Origin of the sequence: Rhodococcus sp. BH5 (genome assembly GCF_027583855.1) — a bacterium.
Classification (GTDB): domain Bacteria; phylum Actinomycetota; class Actinomycetes; order Mycobacteriales; family Mycobacteriaceae; genus Rhodococcus_F; species Rhodococcus_F qingshengii.
Genome location: NZ_JAJHVW010000006.1, coordinates 91,400 through 106,433 on the forward strand (window position 1 = coordinate 91,400; position 15,034 = coordinate 106,433).

Here is a 15,034-nt window from a genome sequence, read left to right on the forward strand (position 1 = left end):
GTCGACGTCGTCGTGATCCTGAAACGCTTGAAAGAGCCATGTGAGAGACAGAAGGCGAGACGTCATGACGGATCCGACAGACCAGAGCCGCGCCGTACTACCGATTCCGGATCGACAACATCTTGGTCTGGTGACGTACGACGCGAAGGATCCGGACACCGAGTTTCCGCCGATCACTCCGCTACTACCGCCGGCCGGCGCACCCAATGTTCTGGTGGTCCTGTTGGACGACGTGGGATATGGCGCGAGCAGTGCCTTCGGAGGACCAGCGGACACACCGACTGCTGAGCGATTGCAAAGTAACGGGCTCACGTACACGCGGTTTCACACGACGGCACTGTGTGCTCCGACCCGCGCCGCTCTTCTGAGCGGGCGCAACCATCATTCGGTCGGCATGGGATCGATCACCGAAACCGCTACCTCGGCTCCTGGTCTTTCCGGCCTGCGGCCGAATACCAAAGCCGCACTGCCGATGACGTTGAAACTCAACGGATACTCGACGGCGCAGTTCGGCAAGTGTCACGAGGTTCCGCCGTGGCAAACATCCCCGGTGGGTCCGTTCACGTCGTGGCCGACGGGAGAAGGCGGATTCGAGCATTTCTACGGATTCATCGGCGGGGAGAACAACCAGTATTACCCGGCGCTGTACGAGGGCGTCGCGCCTGTCGAGCCGGACAAGACACCGGAGGAGGGTTACCACCTCACTGAGGACCTTGCCGATCACGCGATCGACTGGGTTCGGATGCAGAAGTCATTGGCTCCGGACAAGCCGTTCTTCGTCTACTTTGCACCCGGCGCCACACATGCACCGCACCATGTTCCGAAGGAGTGGGCAGACAAGTACGAGGGCCGGTTCGCAGGAGGTTGGGACGCTCAACGCGAATCGATTCTCGAGCAGCAGAAGCAGCGGGGAGTCGTTCCCGCGGATGCGGTCCTCACCCCGCGTCCCGAGGCCATTCCGGCGTGGGAGGACATGAGTGAGGAGATGAAGCCCGTCCTCGAACGCCAAATGGAAGTCTATGCAGGATTTCTCGAACACACCGATTTCCATGTCGGCCGGCTTGTCGATGCGATCGAAGAACTCGGAGCTCTCGACAACACCCTCGTGTACTACATCATCGGAGACAACGGAGCGTCCGCAGAGGGGACGATCAACGGCGCTTTCAACGAGATGGCCAACTTCAACGGACTCGCCGCCATCGAGACGCCCGAGTTCATGGCGGAAGTGAAAGACAAATTCGGTACCAAGGACGCATACAACCACTATTCCGTGGGGTGGGCGTGGGCAATGTGTACCCCGTACCAGTGGACGAAACAGGTTGCGTCGCATTGGGGTGGCACTCGCAACGGGACGATCGTGCACTGGCCTGCAGGGATTCGGACCAAGGGGGAGACGCGGTCGCAATTCACCCACGTCATCGACGTCGCACCGACGATCCTCGAGGTCGCGAAACTGCCGGAACCGACCTTCGTCAACGGCGTCCAGCAATCACCCATCGAGGGGACCAGCATGGTCTACACCTTCGACGACGCCGAAGTCGCCGAACGTCACGATCTGCAGTACTTCGAGATGGCCGGCAACCGTGGAATCTATTACAAGGGTTGGAGTGCGGTCACCAGACACAGCACTCCGTGGCTGTTCGCGGAGGCACTCCCCGCACTCGACGACGACGTGTGGGAGCTCTACGACGGGTCTCAGGATTGGACGCAGTCCAAAGACTTGGCGGCCGAGATGCCGGAGAAACTCGCTGCACTGCAACGCTTGTGGTTGATCGAAGCGGTCAAGTACAACGTGCTTCCGATCGACGACCGAAGATTCGAGAGGTTCAACCCTCACATCGCGGGGCGTCCGCAGTTGGTGTCCGGGAATCGACAGGTTCTGTTTCCCGGAATGAAACGGCTGAGCGAGCACAGCGTGCTGAGTATCAAGAACCGATCATTCAGTGTCACAGCAGCAGTCGACGTCGCGGATGGCATTACTGCCAACGGTGTGATGATCGCGCAGGGAGGCAGATTTGGTGGCTGGGCACTTTACGCGCGGGAAGGCCGCGCCAAATTCGTCTACAACCTATTGGGCATGACCGAGTTCGTCATCGCTTCCGACGTTGACATTCCGGCAGGATCACACCAGATCAGAGCTGAGTTCACTTACGACGGAGGTGGTCTCGCGAGAGGCGGTGGGGTCACGATCTATCACGACGGTCGCGAAGTGGGCTCAGGTCGCGTCGAGCAGACGCAACCGATGGTCTTCTCCGCGGACGAGACCACCGACATCGGGGATGACTACGGCATGCCTGTCAGTGTCGATTACAGTGGCGCAACCACATTCAACGCACGTATCGACGTCGTGCAGATCGATGTCGGTGACGACGACCATACCCACCTCATCGATCCGGAGGAGGTGGCGCGAGTGGCGGTGTCCAGACAGTGATTCCACAGGCAAGAGCAGCAGTCACAATCTCCTGAGGGAGGGTCGCAATGCCGACCGTCATCCGAACTGTTCACGATCTGGTCCGCCACGCGCGCGGGCCGACGCACCATCACCACCATCAATCCGTGCACGAGGCGCGGCGAATGCGTGCCCACCACATTCTGGTCACGCATTCGCTCGCCTGATTTCGGGGCTACAGGTCGCGCGCCAATGCTCGTCCGGCTGCGCGGCCCGAGAAGATGCAGCCGCCGAGGAAGGTCCCCTCGAGTGCGCTGTAACCGTGGACTCCGCCGCCGCCGAAGCCCGCGACTTCACCGGCTGCGTACAGGCCGTCGAAGACACTGCCGTCGGCCTTGATGACCTGCGAATCCAGGTTGGTTTCCAAGCCGCCGAGAGTCTTGCGTGTGAGCAGGTGCAACCGGACCGCGATCAGTGGGCCGTTCTTGGGGTCCAGGATCTTGTGCGGTGCAACGACGCGCACGATCTTGTCTGCCAACAGATTACGGGCACCGTGGATGGCGGTGACCTGGAAGTCCTTGCTGTACTTGTTGTCGACTTCGCGGTCGCGGGCGATCATCTCGCGCTCGATGTCCTCGTAGTCGAGGAGCGGTTCGTCGGTGAGGGCGTTCATGCCGTCGACCAGATCACGAAGGTTGTTGCGCACAACGAAGTCGGCGCCCTTCTGCTTGAACGCCTCGACCGGTCCCGGCGCGCCCTTCTTGATTCGTTCGAGGAGGAGCTTGAAGTCGCGGTTGGTGAAGTCCGGGTTCTGTTCCGATCCCGAGAGTGCGAACTCCTTCTCGATGATCTTCTGGTCGAGGATGAACCACGTGTACTCGTGGCCGCTGTCCAGGATGTACTTGAAAGTTCCCATCGTGTCGAAGCCCGGGAAGTTGGGGACCGGCAGACGCTTGCCGGTGGCGTCGAACCACATCGAGGACGGTCCGGGAATGATTCGGATTCCGTGGTTCGGCCAGATGGGATTCCAGTTCTGGATGCCTTCGGTGTAGTGCCACATGCGGTCGCGGTTCACGATGTTTCCGCCCGCGGATTCGGTGATTTCGAGCATGCGCCCGTCGACGTGCGCCGGTACTCCCGTCAGCATGTGCTTGGGTGCCTTGCCGAGTCGCTCGGGCCAGTTTTTCTTCACCAGTTCGTAGTTGCCGCCGATTCCACCGGATGTCACTACGACGGCCTGTGCGGCGAACTCGAACTCGCCGACGGGGGTGCGTGAGCTCTTCACACCGCGCAGATCACTGGAAGGTTCGAGGACGGTTCCTCGTACACCGGTGACCGCGCCATCGGTGACCACCAACTGATCCACCTGGTGGCGGTGCTTGAACGTGACGAGGCCACGTTTCTGGGCAGCAATGACCTTGGTCAGAAAGACATCGACGACGCCAGGTCCGGTGCCCCAGGTGAGGTGGAAGCGAGGCACCGAATTTCCGTGTCCGAGAGCCATTCCGCGGCCACGTTCGGCCCAGCCGACATTCGGCATCAGGCGAAGCCCCAGATCGTGCAGGTACTGACGCTTGTCGCCCGCTGCGAACTCGACGTATGCCTTGGCCCACTGACGCGGCCAGTGATCTTCGCGGTCGCGGTCGAATCCCGCTGTGCCCATCCAGTCCTGCATCGCCAACTCGAGGGAGTCCTTGATGCCGAGTCGGCGTTGTTCGGGGCTGTTCACGAGGAAGAGTCCGCCGAGAGACCAAAATGCCTGCGCGCCGAGGTTGGCAGCGTTCTCCTGTTCCACGACAAGGACTTTCCGGCCCGCGCGCGTCAGTTCGTAGGTGGCGACCAGTCCCGCCAGCCCTGCCCCGACAACGATGACGTCAGCTTGTTCGCTCACGACAACTCCTCTTCCGATTGGTTGTTCTGGATTATTTCGCTGTAGGACAGCAGAATTCGAGTGAAGATATCGCGGCGCAGTGCAAAGGCGGCATTGGTGTCGGTGTCGACGAGGCACTGCACGCTGGTGCCGTCGTGCACTGCAACCAATGCCCGTCCCAACGCCGTCGGGTCGCCGACGATTGTTCGCCCGACATCGCTGAGCGCGGACTCCACGATGGGCAACAGGGTGCGAAGGATCGCGTCTTCACGGTCGGCAAGGGCTTTGCGAAGTGCCGGGTTGCGGAGCGCGTGGGCTGTGAATTCCGCGTTGATCCGGTACCACTGCGGGTCGACCGGAACCACCGCCACGATCCGGGCGACAGCGGCATGGATGTCGACGGTGTTACCGGCGGTGATCGACTCCGTCGCCAACCGCAGATCGGCGAGCATTGCTGCGGATCGCTGCTCCCACATCGCGAAGAACAATTCGTCGAGTGAATCGAAGTTGGAGTAGAACGCGCCTCGGGAGTATCCGGCGCGTTCGCAGATCTGCTCGACCGTGGCGTGCCCGAACCCGGATTCGGAGAAGACATCTGCAGCCGCGTCGAGCAGACGCTGCCGGGTCTGACCACGGCGTTTGGTGACACGCTTGGCCGGCGAGTTGTCCGTTCCAGTCGTCATCGGCGCCTCCGTCAGGGTGGGACCCCAAACGATACACCGATGTATCCGATGCGCAGGCGTATCTCGATCTATTCTTCTTCGCAGGTATTTCTATGCATATCTAGTAAATGTGCAAGAGAGGTGAATATTCAGATGTGATCGCTACAGATGCAGATCACGCTTCCTGATCGCCGCAGTGGCGACGACGCTGATCGCCGAGGTGGTCACCAGATATCCACAGGCCAGCCACGGTGAACCGCCGGTGGCGCCGATCAGTGCAGTAAGGATCAGAGGTGTGACGCCGGAGGCGTAGATGCCCGAGAACTGGTAGACGACCGACAACCCGGTGTACCGGATTTCTGTGGGGTAGAGGCTCGCATACAGCGTTCCCTGGGCGCCGTAGAACAAGGCATGAATCACTCCGAAGACCACGACCATCGCGACTCCGAAGAGCAGGAGATTCTCGGTACCGAACAGTGCGAAGGCGGGGAAGATCGCGAGGCCGTACGCGGCGATGCCCACGATGTAGACCCGTTGCGGGCCGAACCGATCAGCGAGTGAACCGGAAAACGGCAGCAAGATCGCCATCACTACTGCGGCCACGGTGACCACGAGAAGTACCGGAACCTTTTCGAAATGCAGAGTCTTGGTTGCATACGTGATTGCAAAGACGCCCCAGGTGTTGAACGCGGCGCCCTCGCCCCAGCGAGACAGCATGCCCAGTACGGTGTTTCGCGCGACTCTTCCTTGAAAGACTTCCCTGAGCGGGGCGGATGAGCGCTGTTCGAGGTCGCGAACGGCCTGAAATGCCGGCGTCTCGTCGACCTTCAAACGGACCACCAACCCCACGATCACGAGTACCAAGCTCAGAACAAAGGCTATGCGCCAGCCGAAACGGAGAAACTGTTCGTCGTCGAAGACCGTTTGAAGTAGTGCGAACATTCCTGTGCCCAAAGCCAAGCCGAGAGCCAGTCCGATCTGCGGGATGCTGCCGAACAGCCCGCGCTTCTTCTCCGGACTGTGTTCGACCGCCAGAAGAACGGCTCCGGCCCACTCACCACCGAGAGCAAATCCCTGCAGGATACGAAGCAGCAGAAGCAGAATCGGTGCAACGACCCCGATTTGAGCTGCGGTCGGAAGGACACCCATGAGCGCCGTCGCGATACCCATGATGAACATCGTGAGGGCAAGCGTTTTCTTGCGCCCGATGCGATCGCCGATGTGACCGAACACCACTCCGCCGATGGGGCGAACGAGAAAGCCGACCGCGAAGGTCGCAAAAGAAAGCATTGTCCCGACAAAGGAACTCTGGTTGGGGAAGAACAGTTGGTTGAAGACGAGGCTCGCGGCCGTCGCATAGAGGAAGAAGTCGTACCACTCGACCGTCGTGCCGAGCAGGCTCGCGGCGACGACGGTTCTCAGTCTGGATCGCCGCTCGTCGTCGGTCTCGTTCGAGAACGGTGAATTGTGCTCGACTTCGGCAAACGTGGTCATCGGAGCCCCCGGGTCGCGGTGCAAATTCACGAAGGTATCGCCGGAGCCGAAAGTGGGCACCCGTAGCGATCAGGGTGATTTCAACCCTGTTCTTCGAGGTGGACTGTGGTTGTAATGACAGAAGAGTTCTGCCTGTTCGTCGACGAAAGGAATCACCGTGTCACTGCGCTTCCACTGGTTCTTGCCTACTTACGGTGATTCCCGGAATCTGATGGCGGGTGGGCACGGCAGCTCGATGTCCGGTGATCGTCCGGCGACGCTGAAATACCTCAATCAGATCGGCGCGGCCGCCGAGACGAACGGCTTCGAGGCCGTCCTCACGCCGACCGGCGCGTGGTGCGAAGACGCATGGCTGACGACAGCGATGATGCTCGAGACCACCGAGACGCTCAAGTTTCTGGTTGCTCTGCGACCGGGATTGCTCAGCCCGACGCTGGCCGCCCAGATGGCCGCAACCTTCCAATGGCAGTCGGGCGGTCGTCTGCTGCTCAACGTCGTGACCGGCGGGGAGGACCACGAGCAGCGCACGTTCGGTGACTTCCTCGACAAGAACCAACGGTACGCACGATGCGGCGAGTTCCTCGACGTGATCCGCCAGTTGTGGTCCGGTAACGGTCCGGTTGATTTCTCCGGCGAGTACGTCAACGTGGAAAAGGCTACGCTGCAGCGTATTCCGGATCCGGTACCGCCCATCTTCTTCGGCGGATCGTCGCCGGCGGCCGGAACCGTCGCATCGCGTTACGCGGATACGTATCTCACGTGGGGTGAGACGCCGTCCGCTGTTGCCGCCAAGATCGCCTGGATCCGCGACCTCGCGGAAGTCCAAGGTCGTCACCTCGACTACGGAATCCGTCTGCATGTCATCAGCCGGGACACCTCGGAACAGGCATGGGCAGAAGCGGATCGGCTGCTCAGTGCGCTCGATCCGGCGACCGTCGAGCAGGCTCAGGCGAGTCTTGCGCGATCCGGCTCCGAAGGTCAGCGTCGAATGCTCGAATTGCACGGCGGCGGTTCGGCTTACAAGGAGGGCGTCGGAGCGAGGTCGCTGGAGATTGCGCCGAACCTGTGGACCGGCGTCGGATTGGTGCGAGGGGGTGCAGGCACCGCATTGGTAGGTTCGCACCAAGAAGTGGCTGATCGGATTGCCGAGTACGCGGCGATCGGCCTGGATCACTTTGTATTGTCGGGCTATCCCCATCTCGAAGAGGCGTATCAGTTCGGTGAGGGTGTGCGTCCGATCCTCGAAAAGCGTGGATTGGTAGCACCGCACGGTTCGGTCGGCGGACCGGTGCGAACGCCCTTCGTCTCCAGTGGGAACTGAGTCGAAAAGCAAGCTCTTCGAGAAGGGGACGTTTGTCCCGATCTTTCGGGCACGGCCTCCCTCCGGGACTATTCACGCAATTCGGTCAGTAGATCCGTTCTAGGCTGCGCACTGTTGCCGAACTCAAGGCGCAGAACGAAAGGATCCTCGATGAAGCTGGGCACGAGTGGAGTACGTCGCGTCGTGGGAACCGTGGCAGTCGCCGCTGCAACCGCGGCAGGCGTCGCGATGGTCAATCCTGCAACTGCGTCGGCCGAGGTGGTCCCGCCGGTCGTCTCGTACAAGGTGACCGGAAACGATCTGGCACTGACGATCACGAACAACAACACGGGCATTGCCCCGTTGTGCCAGGCGTTTGTCGTCAACGCCGCGGATTCTGCTGCCGTGCTTGATGATCCGCTCAAGCTGCTCGATCCGAACCTTGTGGTGTACCCCAAGATCACCGACCCGTCCTCACTGTTCGCTGTCGGTAAGGGGCAGACGGTCACCAACACCGTGACCGATGTTCCGGACGGAACCTACGCCGTGCTCGGTGCCTGCTCCAATCTTCTCGATCTGGAGACGTTGGGTAAGCCTGTTCCTGGCGTGCCGAGCCTCGTTGTCATCGGTGGACCGTTCAGCGGCATCAATACCGGAAGCCTGAGCGACCTGTTCGGCAGCGGCAGCCTCGAAGGACTTTTCGGGTAGCTCACCGTCTGTCTCCCCAATTTTCCGACTGAGCGGTCTATTCTTCAGGCATCTGGTGATCTGACCGACTTGCCTGGAGGTTCGGAAATGCGAAGTCGTGGATTCAAACGCGCTCTGGGAAGCATTGTCGCGGCGTCGGCCGCCGTCGTGGGACTTGTTGTCATGACTCCGGCGACGGCGTCGGCAGCACCGGCGATTCTCCCGCCTCCGATGTCGGTGAGCGCAGCGGACAATGCGATCACCTTCACCATCACCAACCCGAACCCGCGGTTCAGCTTCATCAACTGCACAGTGGCGATCCTCAACGCCAGAGATGTCCCCGACGTGATTCGTGATCCGGCAAAGCTGCTCCAGCCCGGCGTGTTGGTGTATCCGACCGTCAGCAACATCCTCGATCTGTTTGCTGTTTCGCCTGGGCAGACGATCACGCGGACCGTCGGCAATCTGCCGGCCGGGGTGTACGCCGTTGCGGGAGCGTGCGTTCGACTGCTCGATCCGACCAACCCCACTATCGCGATTCCGCAGGCCGTTGTGGTCGGCGGCTGGTTCGAGGGCGCCGGAACCGGAAGTCTCTCAGGTTCTTTGGAGGACCTGGGATATAACACGGTCCAAGACTTGATCGACGCGTGGAATCGAATCAGCTCGGGAAGCAGCGGCGGCAGCTTCCAGTTCGACTACCAAGGTGGCTCGGATTTCGAGGTAGTGGGTCCCACGTCGTAGTCGGTCCGGCTCACTTGCGCGCGCGGTGGCGTCGCACCGCGTCGCGATTCGCACACGTGGGGGAGCAGTACCGCTGATTGCCGTTGCGTGAGGTGTCCGCATAGATGTTGGTGCACTCGTCCAGGGTGCACCGACCTAATCTGTGCATTCCGCGGCCGACGAGGTGCAGCGCCGTGCCTACCGAGAAGAGGGCTTTGAGGACCTCGGCGAGCGACTGTTGCGGATCGCGGTAGTGCAGATGCCACCCGTCGTTTGCGTGGTTGGTCATGCGCGGATACGCCGACGCTTGCTCGAGCATGACGTTCACCAACTCGGCGCGGGCTGCCTCCTCCGTGACGTCGACGATTTTCGACCACTCGATCAGAAGGTCGAGGGTCTCGTCGAGGTCCTTCTCGGCGATGGGGAAATCGAGAATGATGCCTGCATCGACGCAGCGTTCGACGAGTTCGGCCAAGGTCTCGGGATTTCGATTGGCCAGGTCGGCGGCCAGCGTCACCGCATATTCGCCGTAAGGGTTGAGATGCACAATGCCATTACATCATGCTCGTCGTATGAAGAAAACAGATTTCGCGCCGATAAGTTGCATCCACCGCTGGGAGATCGAATCTCGGCATCGGACCAGCGAGGGGACGGTCACCTACCTGCGCTGCCATTGCGGGTCGTGGCAGACCTTGCTCGCCGAATGGGTGTCGGGCGGTGCGGGCTCGGCCGTCGCTGCGCCGATCAAGGTCAGGTCCAGGTAATGGTCAGCTAATCGCTCCGTTTTGCCTCGGGTGACATGGAACGTGTTCTAGATTCAGGGTTGTATGCCTCGGTATCGCGGCGCAGACTCTGAAAGGGAAGACGATGCAGTTCAACCTCGCTGATGTATTCGAAACCGTCGCCAGCTCGGTGCCTGATCGCGTCGCCTTGACTTACGAGGGAGAGAACTTCTCCTACGCTGAGCTGGACGCGGAAGCCAACCGAACGGCCAACCTGCTCGCGCAAGCCGGCATCTCGCGCGGCGATCATGTAGCCCTGTTCCTGAAGAACAGCGTCGAACATGTCACGTCGATCCTCGGGTTGATCAAGATCCGTGCGGTCCCGATCAATGTGAACTACCGGTACACGCCCGCCGAGCTGGAGTACATCTTCACCAACTCCGACTCGGTCGCAGTGGTCGTGGAACTCCCCGAGCATCAGCGTGTCCTTGCTTCCCTTTTCGGTGCATGCCCGAAGGTGAAGACGGTGATCGTGATCGGCGAGGTCGAGGCCGAACTGGTCGCTGCCGCGAAAGCGCATGAAGTGTCGGTGGTTTCCTTCGACGACGCTCGCGAGATGTCACCGGTAGGGGAGTTCGATTCTCGTTCGGGCGACGACGTGTACCTGCTCTACACCGGCGGGACGACCGGATACCCGAAGGGTGTCATGTGGCGTCACGACGACTTCTTCCGTAAGCCGCTCTCCGGCGGAAATCCGTACGGCGAGGAAGCTCGACAGGACCTCGCCGAGATAGCCAGCGCTGCAAAGGAATTTCCGGAACTCTCGTTCCTCATTGCCGCCCCCCTCATGCACGGCGCAGCGTTGTATTCGCTGTTCACCTTCCTCACCCTCGGTGCCCGCGTGGTTCTACGACGAGAATTCGTTGCGGAGAAGGTCGTCGAAGCGATCGAGAAGGATTCGGTACAGGTGATCCTGATCGTCGGTGACGGCATGGGACTGCCGTTGGTCGACGAGATGGAACGACGCAAAGACGAGGTCGATTTCAGCAGTCTCTTCTCGATCACGTCAGGTGGTGCGATCTGGTCCACCAGCGTTCGAGACCGCATGCTGGCGGTGAAGCCGGACCTGCTGTTGCGGGACAACTTCGGAGCCTCGGAGTCCGGTAATGACGGCGCCTTCTCCATCGATGAGGCGGGAAATCTGCGAATGCCGCCCTCGCCGAACATGATCCTGGTCGACGAGCGGCTCGAAGAGATCCCCGCCGGCTCCGACGACGTGGGCTACATCGCGCGTATCGGAAACGTCCCGCTCGGGTACTACAAGGACGAAGAGAAGACCGCCCGCACGTTCCCGACCCGCGCTGACGGCACCCGTCTTTCGGTGCTCGGCGACATGGGTAAGGTTGAAGCGGACGGCACGATTGTCTTCCTGGGCCGCGGCTCACAGTGCATTAACACCGGCGGCGAGAAGGTTTTCGCCGAAGAGGTCGAGGCTGCCCTTCACGCGCATCCGGCGATCTCCGACGCGCTTGTCGTCCCCGCACCCGACGCGCGCATGGGGCAGCAGGTTGCCGCGGTGATCGCGACCTATCCCGAGTCCGACGAGCTGACTCTCGAAGCGGTTCAGGAACATTGCCGTAAGACGTTGGCCGGTTACAAGGTGCCGCGCACGATCGTGCTGGTCGATGAAGTCAAGAGGACCCCGGCCGGTAAGGCGGACTACCGCTGGGCGACGACACTGGCGTCGTCCTAGCAGTGTGGAGTGGGTGGCGACAACCTTTCACACGGATTTCACCACGACATAAGAGACATACCGGAAAGATGGCGCAGAGTAAGCCGTTCGCGCCTTGCGTCGTCACTCCACGAAAGGGCCTCAGCTCATGCTCATCATCGGAATACTCCTGTTCGGGATCGTCATCGGAGCGGGAGCCCAGCTGATTCTGGGGAAAACGACCGCACGAGTGGACTGGACCTTCGCGTTCATCGCGGGAATCGGTGGTTCGCTGGTCGGCGGATTGCTCGTGAGTTTGATTGCAGGCGACGGATTATCATTGCGCCCGAGCGGCATCCTCGGGTCCCTTGCCGGCGCTGTCATCATCACCGCGGGGTGGCAGTGGTACCGCGGGAGGAACGCAACTACAACTACGCGTCCGTCTGATCGCTGATTTCCACAGTTCCGTCAGGGGACGGAGAGCGTCGACATATGACCGAACTACTCGATGAAGTCCTCACCGCACATGGCGGAGTCGAACGTTGGCAGTCTGTTTCAGCGATCACGGCACGGGGACGTTTGGGCGGTCTGCTGCCTCAGCGCTTCCCCGGCAACAAGCTGGCGAAGTTCACGGTCGAGGTTGAAGTCGCCGAGCAACGCACTGTCCTCCAAGACTTTCCGCGTGTCGGCGAGTGCGCTGTGTTCGACAAGGGCGTCGTGCGGATCGAAACTCGTGACGGCGAAGAACTCGGGAGTCGAACCGACCCACGTCCAGAGTTTTTCGGGTTGAGTGGAGTCCGGCGCAACCTCCACTGGGACGCGCTCGACACCGCTTACTTTGCCGGCTACGCCTTTTGGAACTATCTGAACGCACCGCTGCTGCTCGCCCGCGACGACATCACTGTCACCGAAGCCGAACCTTGGCAGGAATCCGGGCAGCAATGGCGACGACTACAAGCAACATTTGCGCCAGAAATCGACACCCATTGCCGGCAGCAGACCTTCTATGTCGACAACGGTGGCCTCATCCGCCGTCACGACTTCGTCGCCGAACCGGTAGGCAGCTGGGCGAAAGCTGCTCTCTACTGTGACCATCACCGTCAGTTCGACGGTCTCACCTTTCCCACTCGACGGCGCGTTCTCCCGCGGGGCCCAGGCAGTCGCGTTCTCTCGCGGCCGACCCTCCTGGCGCTCGACTTCGACGACATCGAGATCAAGCGATGAAAATCAGTTCTCGGTTACCTGTTGTCGAGTGTGAACAAACGGAACACGGTCCGCATGCACAGAACGACGCCGACGAAGCCCAGTACCGCACTCGCGAGTGCATAGCCCGACAGCTGAGGTGTGAGTTGTGGTCCGCCAGGTACGAACAGCAGGATCGCCGCGACGATCAGCGCGGTCACTCCCGCCGCCATACCCAGGGCGTTGTTCGCCGACCGTCGTAGCCATCGCCTGTCGTCGGGGTGTGCAACCGAGCGAGTGCGAAGTGTGAAGCTTCCCGAGGCAATCGAGGTCGCGATCTGATCGAGCTGACCAGGCAGGCGCCTGACCACCGCGGTTGTGACCGCCGTCGTCGACAGGATTGCCTGCGCGGCTGCAGTCGGGCTGGCGACATGGGTCAACAGTCGGGGTACTTCGGCCCGAACAGCAGCGACGAGGTCGATCTGCGGATCCAGGAGCCGCAGGGCGCGCTCCAAGGACGCGAGCGAACGGAAAGCGGCGGCGACGTCTCCCGGCACTCCGATTCGGTGTTCGCGAAGCACAGTGAACATTCGCGCGAACGATGCCATGGAAACATTGGGTTGGACACTGAGCAGGGTGATCTCTCGGCCCACCTGGTGACGTAGTGCTCCGCGATCAACTTCGGGCGGTACGTCGAATGCCATCAGCATCGCGTCGACTGTCGCCACCGGATCACCTGCGAGGGCAGCGTTGAGGAGCACGGCGAACAAGATCCGTGTCTCGCCGTCCAGAACCCCTACTGCGCCGAAGTCGAGGAGCCCGACCCGGCCGTCATCGAGGATCATGATGTTGCCGGGGTGCAGGTCCGCGTGAAACACCCCGTGGACAAAGATCCCGTCGAGCAACGACGCAAGAAGTTCGTTGGCGACGCTGCTGCGGGTGTCGCGGTCGAGGCCGGTGAGCGCCGACTCACCGTCGGAGAGCGGTGTGCCGTGAAGACGTTCCATCACGAGCACCCGTCCGCTACTGAGGTTGGGGTAGATATGCGGAACGACGATATCCGGGCGGTTCGACATGGTGGAAGCAATCGCGCCGGTATTCGCTGCTTCGGTGCGGTAGTCGAGTTCCTCGAGCAGTGACGTGACGAGGCCCCCGGCGAGTCGGTGAACGCCGATATCGCATGCCCAGGGAAAACGGGTCTCCGCGCGGGATGACACGCGAAGGAAGATATCGCAATCCACGCTCACTTGTGCGCTCGCCTCGGGGCGTTGAACCTTCACCACAACGTCGACGCCTTCAACCGTGCGCGCGGAATGTACCTGTGCGACAGAGGCAGCGGCGAACGGCTCCACATCGAACCATGCGAACACCGACTCTGGTGCGTCGCCGAGTTCCGATGCCAGTAGCTCCGCAATGCGGACTGGATCAGCCGGTCGTGCCGAACTTTGCAGAGACGAGAGAGTGCGAGCCAACTCGGGTGGTATGAGGTCGTCTCGCGTGCCGAGGATCTGTCCCAACTTGACGAAAGTGACACCGCACCGGTTGATTACTTCCACCAGCGCGTCCCCGAACTGAGGCGCTGATGGCCCAGCACGGAGAGCCGGCCCGCCTCCCGCTCGCACGACGATGCCCATGATCTGGACGTATCGCTTGGTTCGTCGCCACGATTTGCGGCTGCGCTGCAATGCTTCTGGCGGTCCGGGGATGGACCCTGTTGGAAGGACAACTTCGAGGAAAACCAATGCGGCCAGGCATGCTGCGAACACCCAGAGCGCGACAACTCCGAAGAATATGAGCGCTGTTCCTACGCTCACCAGAAGTTGATCGTCCTGGCTGGCAATTCCTGCAAGCGTTGCGACGTATCCCGACAGTGGAACCCCCACCGAGAGTGCTATCACCGCGACCGCAAGGGTTCGCGGCCATCCGACTCTCGTCCCCAGCGTTCGTCGCATCACGCCCGCCAGTGCTGCTGCAAGAAATGGCGTCGTGACGATCCAGACCATCAAGTCCATTGCGATAGCGCTCGGGTTCGCAATCTGCGATACATCCAGGAAAACCCCGAGCCCACCCCGACTGCCGGGTAACAAGCCCGACAGTGCCCAAGCGTCGAACATGCTTGGGCACTTCGGTGTTCATTCGCTCCGATGTCGACTCGTCCTGATCTACCGTCCACAACCGGATTGTGAGTGCTCAGGTAGAGACCACCTATCGCAGATTTCGACGACCCGCGCCCGTGGCGGCCCGGAAGATCGTCACTCGGTTAACTTCCCCGGACTGTCTGGGAGGCAGAGGCCGAA

14 protein-coding genes are annotated in these 15,034 nt (G+C 61.2%); 9 read left to right on the plus strand and 5 right to left on the minus strand.

Going from position 1 to position 15,034, the window contains the following annotated elements:
* Nucleotides 1–64 precede the first annotated feature (64 nt).
* Together RhoBH5_RS16830 and RhoBH5_RS16835 are read left to right on the plus strand one after the other, a co-directional pair.
* Nucleotides 65–2,431, plus strand: coding sequence for an arylsulfatase (locus RhoBH5_RS16830; protein ID WP_007729931.1), 2,367 nt, complete (start codon nucleotides 65–67; stop codon nucleotides 2,429–2,431).
* Nucleotides 2,432–2,478: 47 nt separating this feature from the next.
* Nucleotides 2,479–2,616: a hypothetical protein gene (locus RhoBH5_RS16835; protein WP_153211511.1), complete on the plus strand. Its 138-nt coding sequence runs from the start codon at nucleotides 2,479–2,481 to the stop codon at nucleotides 2,614–2,616.
* 8 nt (nucleotides 2,617–2,624) lie between these two features.
* On the opposite strand, the gene RhoBH5_RS16840 is transcribed toward RhoBH5_RS16835, so the two are convergent.
* The 3 genes from RhoBH5_RS16840 to RhoBH5_RS16850 all read right to left on the minus strand — a co-directional run bounded on the left by RhoBH5_RS16840 (nucleotide 2,625) and on the right by RhoBH5_RS16850 (nucleotide 6,415).
* Nucleotides 2,625–4,280, minus strand: coding sequence for an FAD-binding dehydrogenase (locus tag RhoBH5_RS16840; RefSeq protein ID WP_007729934.1), 1,656 nt, complete (start codon nucleotides 4,278–4,280; stop codon nucleotides 2,625–2,627).
* Entirely contained in the window at nucleotides 4,277–4,942 is a 666-nt protein-coding gene (locus RhoBH5_RS16845; protein WP_007729937.1) for a TetR/AcrR family transcriptional regulator, read from the minus strand. The genes RhoBH5_RS16840 and RhoBH5_RS16845 overlap by 4 nt, the downstream gene beginning before the upstream one ends.
* 141 nt (nucleotides 4,943–5,083) lie before the next feature.
* Nucleotides 5,084–6,415 carry an MFS transporter gene (locus tag RhoBH5_RS16850; protein WP_039973131.1) on the minus strand — a complete coding sequence of 444 codons (1,332 nt, stop codon included), beginning with the start codon at nucleotides 6,413–6,415 and terminating at the stop codon, nucleotides 5,084–5,086.
* 157 nt (nucleotides 6,416–6,572) lie between these two features.
* Here RhoBH5_RS16850 and RhoBH5_RS16855 point away from each other — a divergent pair, with 157 nt between their 5' ends.
* From RhoBH5_RS16855 to RhoBH5_RS16865, 3 genes are all read left to right on the plus strand, one after another.
* Nucleotides 6,573–7,736: an LLM class flavin-dependent oxidoreductase gene (locus RhoBH5_RS16855; RefSeq protein ID WP_003940457.1), complete on the plus strand. Its 1,164-nt coding sequence runs from the start codon at nucleotides 6,573–6,575 to the stop codon at nucleotides 7,734–7,736.
* A gap of 150 nt (nucleotides 7,737–7,886) precedes the next feature.
* The gene (locus RhoBH5_RS16860) at nucleotides 7,887–8,423 is read left to right on the plus strand and encodes a hypothetical protein (protein ID WP_270008554.1); all 537 of its coding nucleotides are present in this window, start codon (nucleotides 7,887–7,889) and stop codon (nucleotides 8,421–8,423) included.
* Nucleotides 8,424–8,510: 87 nt separating this feature from the next.
* Nucleotides 8,511–9,143, plus strand: a complete 633-nt coding sequence (locus RhoBH5_RS16865) for a hypothetical protein (protein WP_007729953.1) — start codon at nucleotides 8,511–8,513, stop codon at nucleotides 9,141–9,143.
* A 10-nt stretch (nucleotides 9,144–9,153) separates the two neighbouring features.
* Here the strand turns inward: RhoBH5_RS16865 and RhoBH5_RS16870 are convergent, their stop codons facing one another.
* Nucleotides 9,154–9,669, minus strand: coding sequence for a CGNR zinc finger domain-containing protein (locus tag RhoBH5_RS16870; RefSeq protein ID WP_003940315.1), 516 nt, complete (start codon nucleotides 9,667–9,669; stop codon nucleotides 9,154–9,156).
* Nucleotides 9,670–9,694: 25 nt separating this feature from the next.
* On the opposite strand from RhoBH5_RS16870, the gene RhoBH5_RS16875 reads away from it, so the two are divergent.
* The 4 genes from RhoBH5_RS16875 (at nucleotide 9,695) to RhoBH5_RS16890 (ending at nucleotide 12,779) form a co-directional block, all read left to right on the plus strand.
* Nucleotides 9,695–9,886 carry a hypothetical protein gene (locus tag RhoBH5_RS16875; protein WP_039973125.1) on the plus strand — a complete coding sequence of 64 codons (192 nt, stop codon included), beginning with the start codon at nucleotides 9,695–9,697 and terminating at the stop codon, nucleotides 9,884–9,886.
* A 103-nt stretch (nucleotides 9,887–9,989) separates the two neighbouring features.
* Nucleotides 9,990–11,597, plus strand: a complete 1,608-nt coding sequence (locus tag RhoBH5_RS16880) for an AMP-binding protein (RefSeq protein WP_007729954.1) — start codon at nucleotides 9,990–9,992, stop codon at nucleotides 11,595–11,597.
* 127 nt (nucleotides 11,598–11,724) lie between these two features.
* On the plus strand, nucleotides 11,725–12,009 hold the full coding sequence (locus RhoBH5_RS16885) for a hypothetical protein (RefSeq protein WP_003939785.1): 285 nt from the start codon (nucleotides 11,725–11,727) through the stop codon (nucleotides 12,007–12,009).
* 38 nt (nucleotides 12,010–12,047) lie between these two features.
* Nucleotides 12,048–12,779, plus strand: coding sequence for a hypothetical protein (locus tag RhoBH5_RS16890; RefSeq protein ID WP_039973126.1), 732 nt, complete (start codon nucleotides 12,048–12,050; stop codon nucleotides 12,777–12,779).
* 14 nt (nucleotides 12,780–12,793) lie between these two features.
* On the opposite strand, the gene RhoBH5_RS16895 is transcribed toward RhoBH5_RS16890, so the two are convergent.
* The gene (locus RhoBH5_RS16895) at nucleotides 12,794–14,851 is read right to left on the minus strand and encodes an ABC1 kinase family protein (protein ID WP_270008555.1); all 2,058 of its coding nucleotides are present in this window, start codon (nucleotides 14,849–14,851) and stop codon (nucleotides 12,794–12,796) included.
* Nucleotides 14,852–15,034: the final 183 nt, after the last annotated feature.

What these genes read in the sequence shown, in the direction of transcription:
- RhoBH5_RS16830 (WP_007729931.1), top strand. Translation starts at nt 65, where the DNA reads ATGACGGATCCGACAGACCAGAGCCGCGCCGTACTACCGATTCCGGAT.
- RhoBH5_RS16835 (WP_153211511.1), top strand. Translation starts at nt 2,479, where the DNA reads ATGCCGACCGTCATCCGAACTGTTCACGATCTGGTCCGCCACGCGCGC.
- RhoBH5_RS16845 (WP_007729937.1), bottom strand. Translation starts at nt 4,942, where the DNA reads ATGACGACTGGAACGGACAACTCGCCGGCCAAGCGTGTCACCAAACGC.
- RhoBH5_RS16850 (WP_039973131.1), bottom strand. Translation starts at nt 6,415, where the DNA reads ATGACCACGTTTGCCGAAGTCGAGCACAATTCACCGTTCTCGAACGAG.
- RhoBH5_RS16860 (WP_270008554.1), top strand. Translation starts at nt 7,887, where the DNA reads ATGAAGCTGGGCACGAGTGGAGTACGTCGCGTCGTGGGAACCGTGGCA.
- RhoBH5_RS16865 (WP_007729953.1), top strand. Translation starts at nt 8,511, where the DNA reads ATGCGAAGTCGTGGATTCAAACGCGCTCTGGGAAGCATTGTCGCGGCG.
- RhoBH5_RS16875 (WP_039973125.1), top strand. Translation starts at nt 9,695, where the DNA reads ATGAAGAAAACAGATTTCGCGCCGATAAGTTGCATCCACCGCTGGGAG.
- RhoBH5_RS16880 (WP_007729954.1), top strand. Translation starts at nt 9,990, where the DNA reads ATGCAGTTCAACCTCGCTGATGTATTCGAAACCGTCGCCAGCTCGGTG.
- RhoBH5_RS16885 (WP_003939785.1), top strand. Translation starts at nt 11,725, where the DNA reads ATGCTCATCATCGGAATACTCCTGTTCGGGATCGTCATCGGAGCGGGA.
- RhoBH5_RS16890 (WP_039973126.1), top strand. Translation starts at nt 12,048, where the DNA reads ATGACCGAACTACTCGATGAAGTCCTCACCGCACATGGCGGAGTCGAA.
- RhoBH5_RS16895 (WP_270008555.1), bottom strand. Translation starts at nt 14,851, where the DNA reads ATGTTCGACGCTTGGGCACTGTCGGGCTTGTTACCCGGCAGTCGGGGT.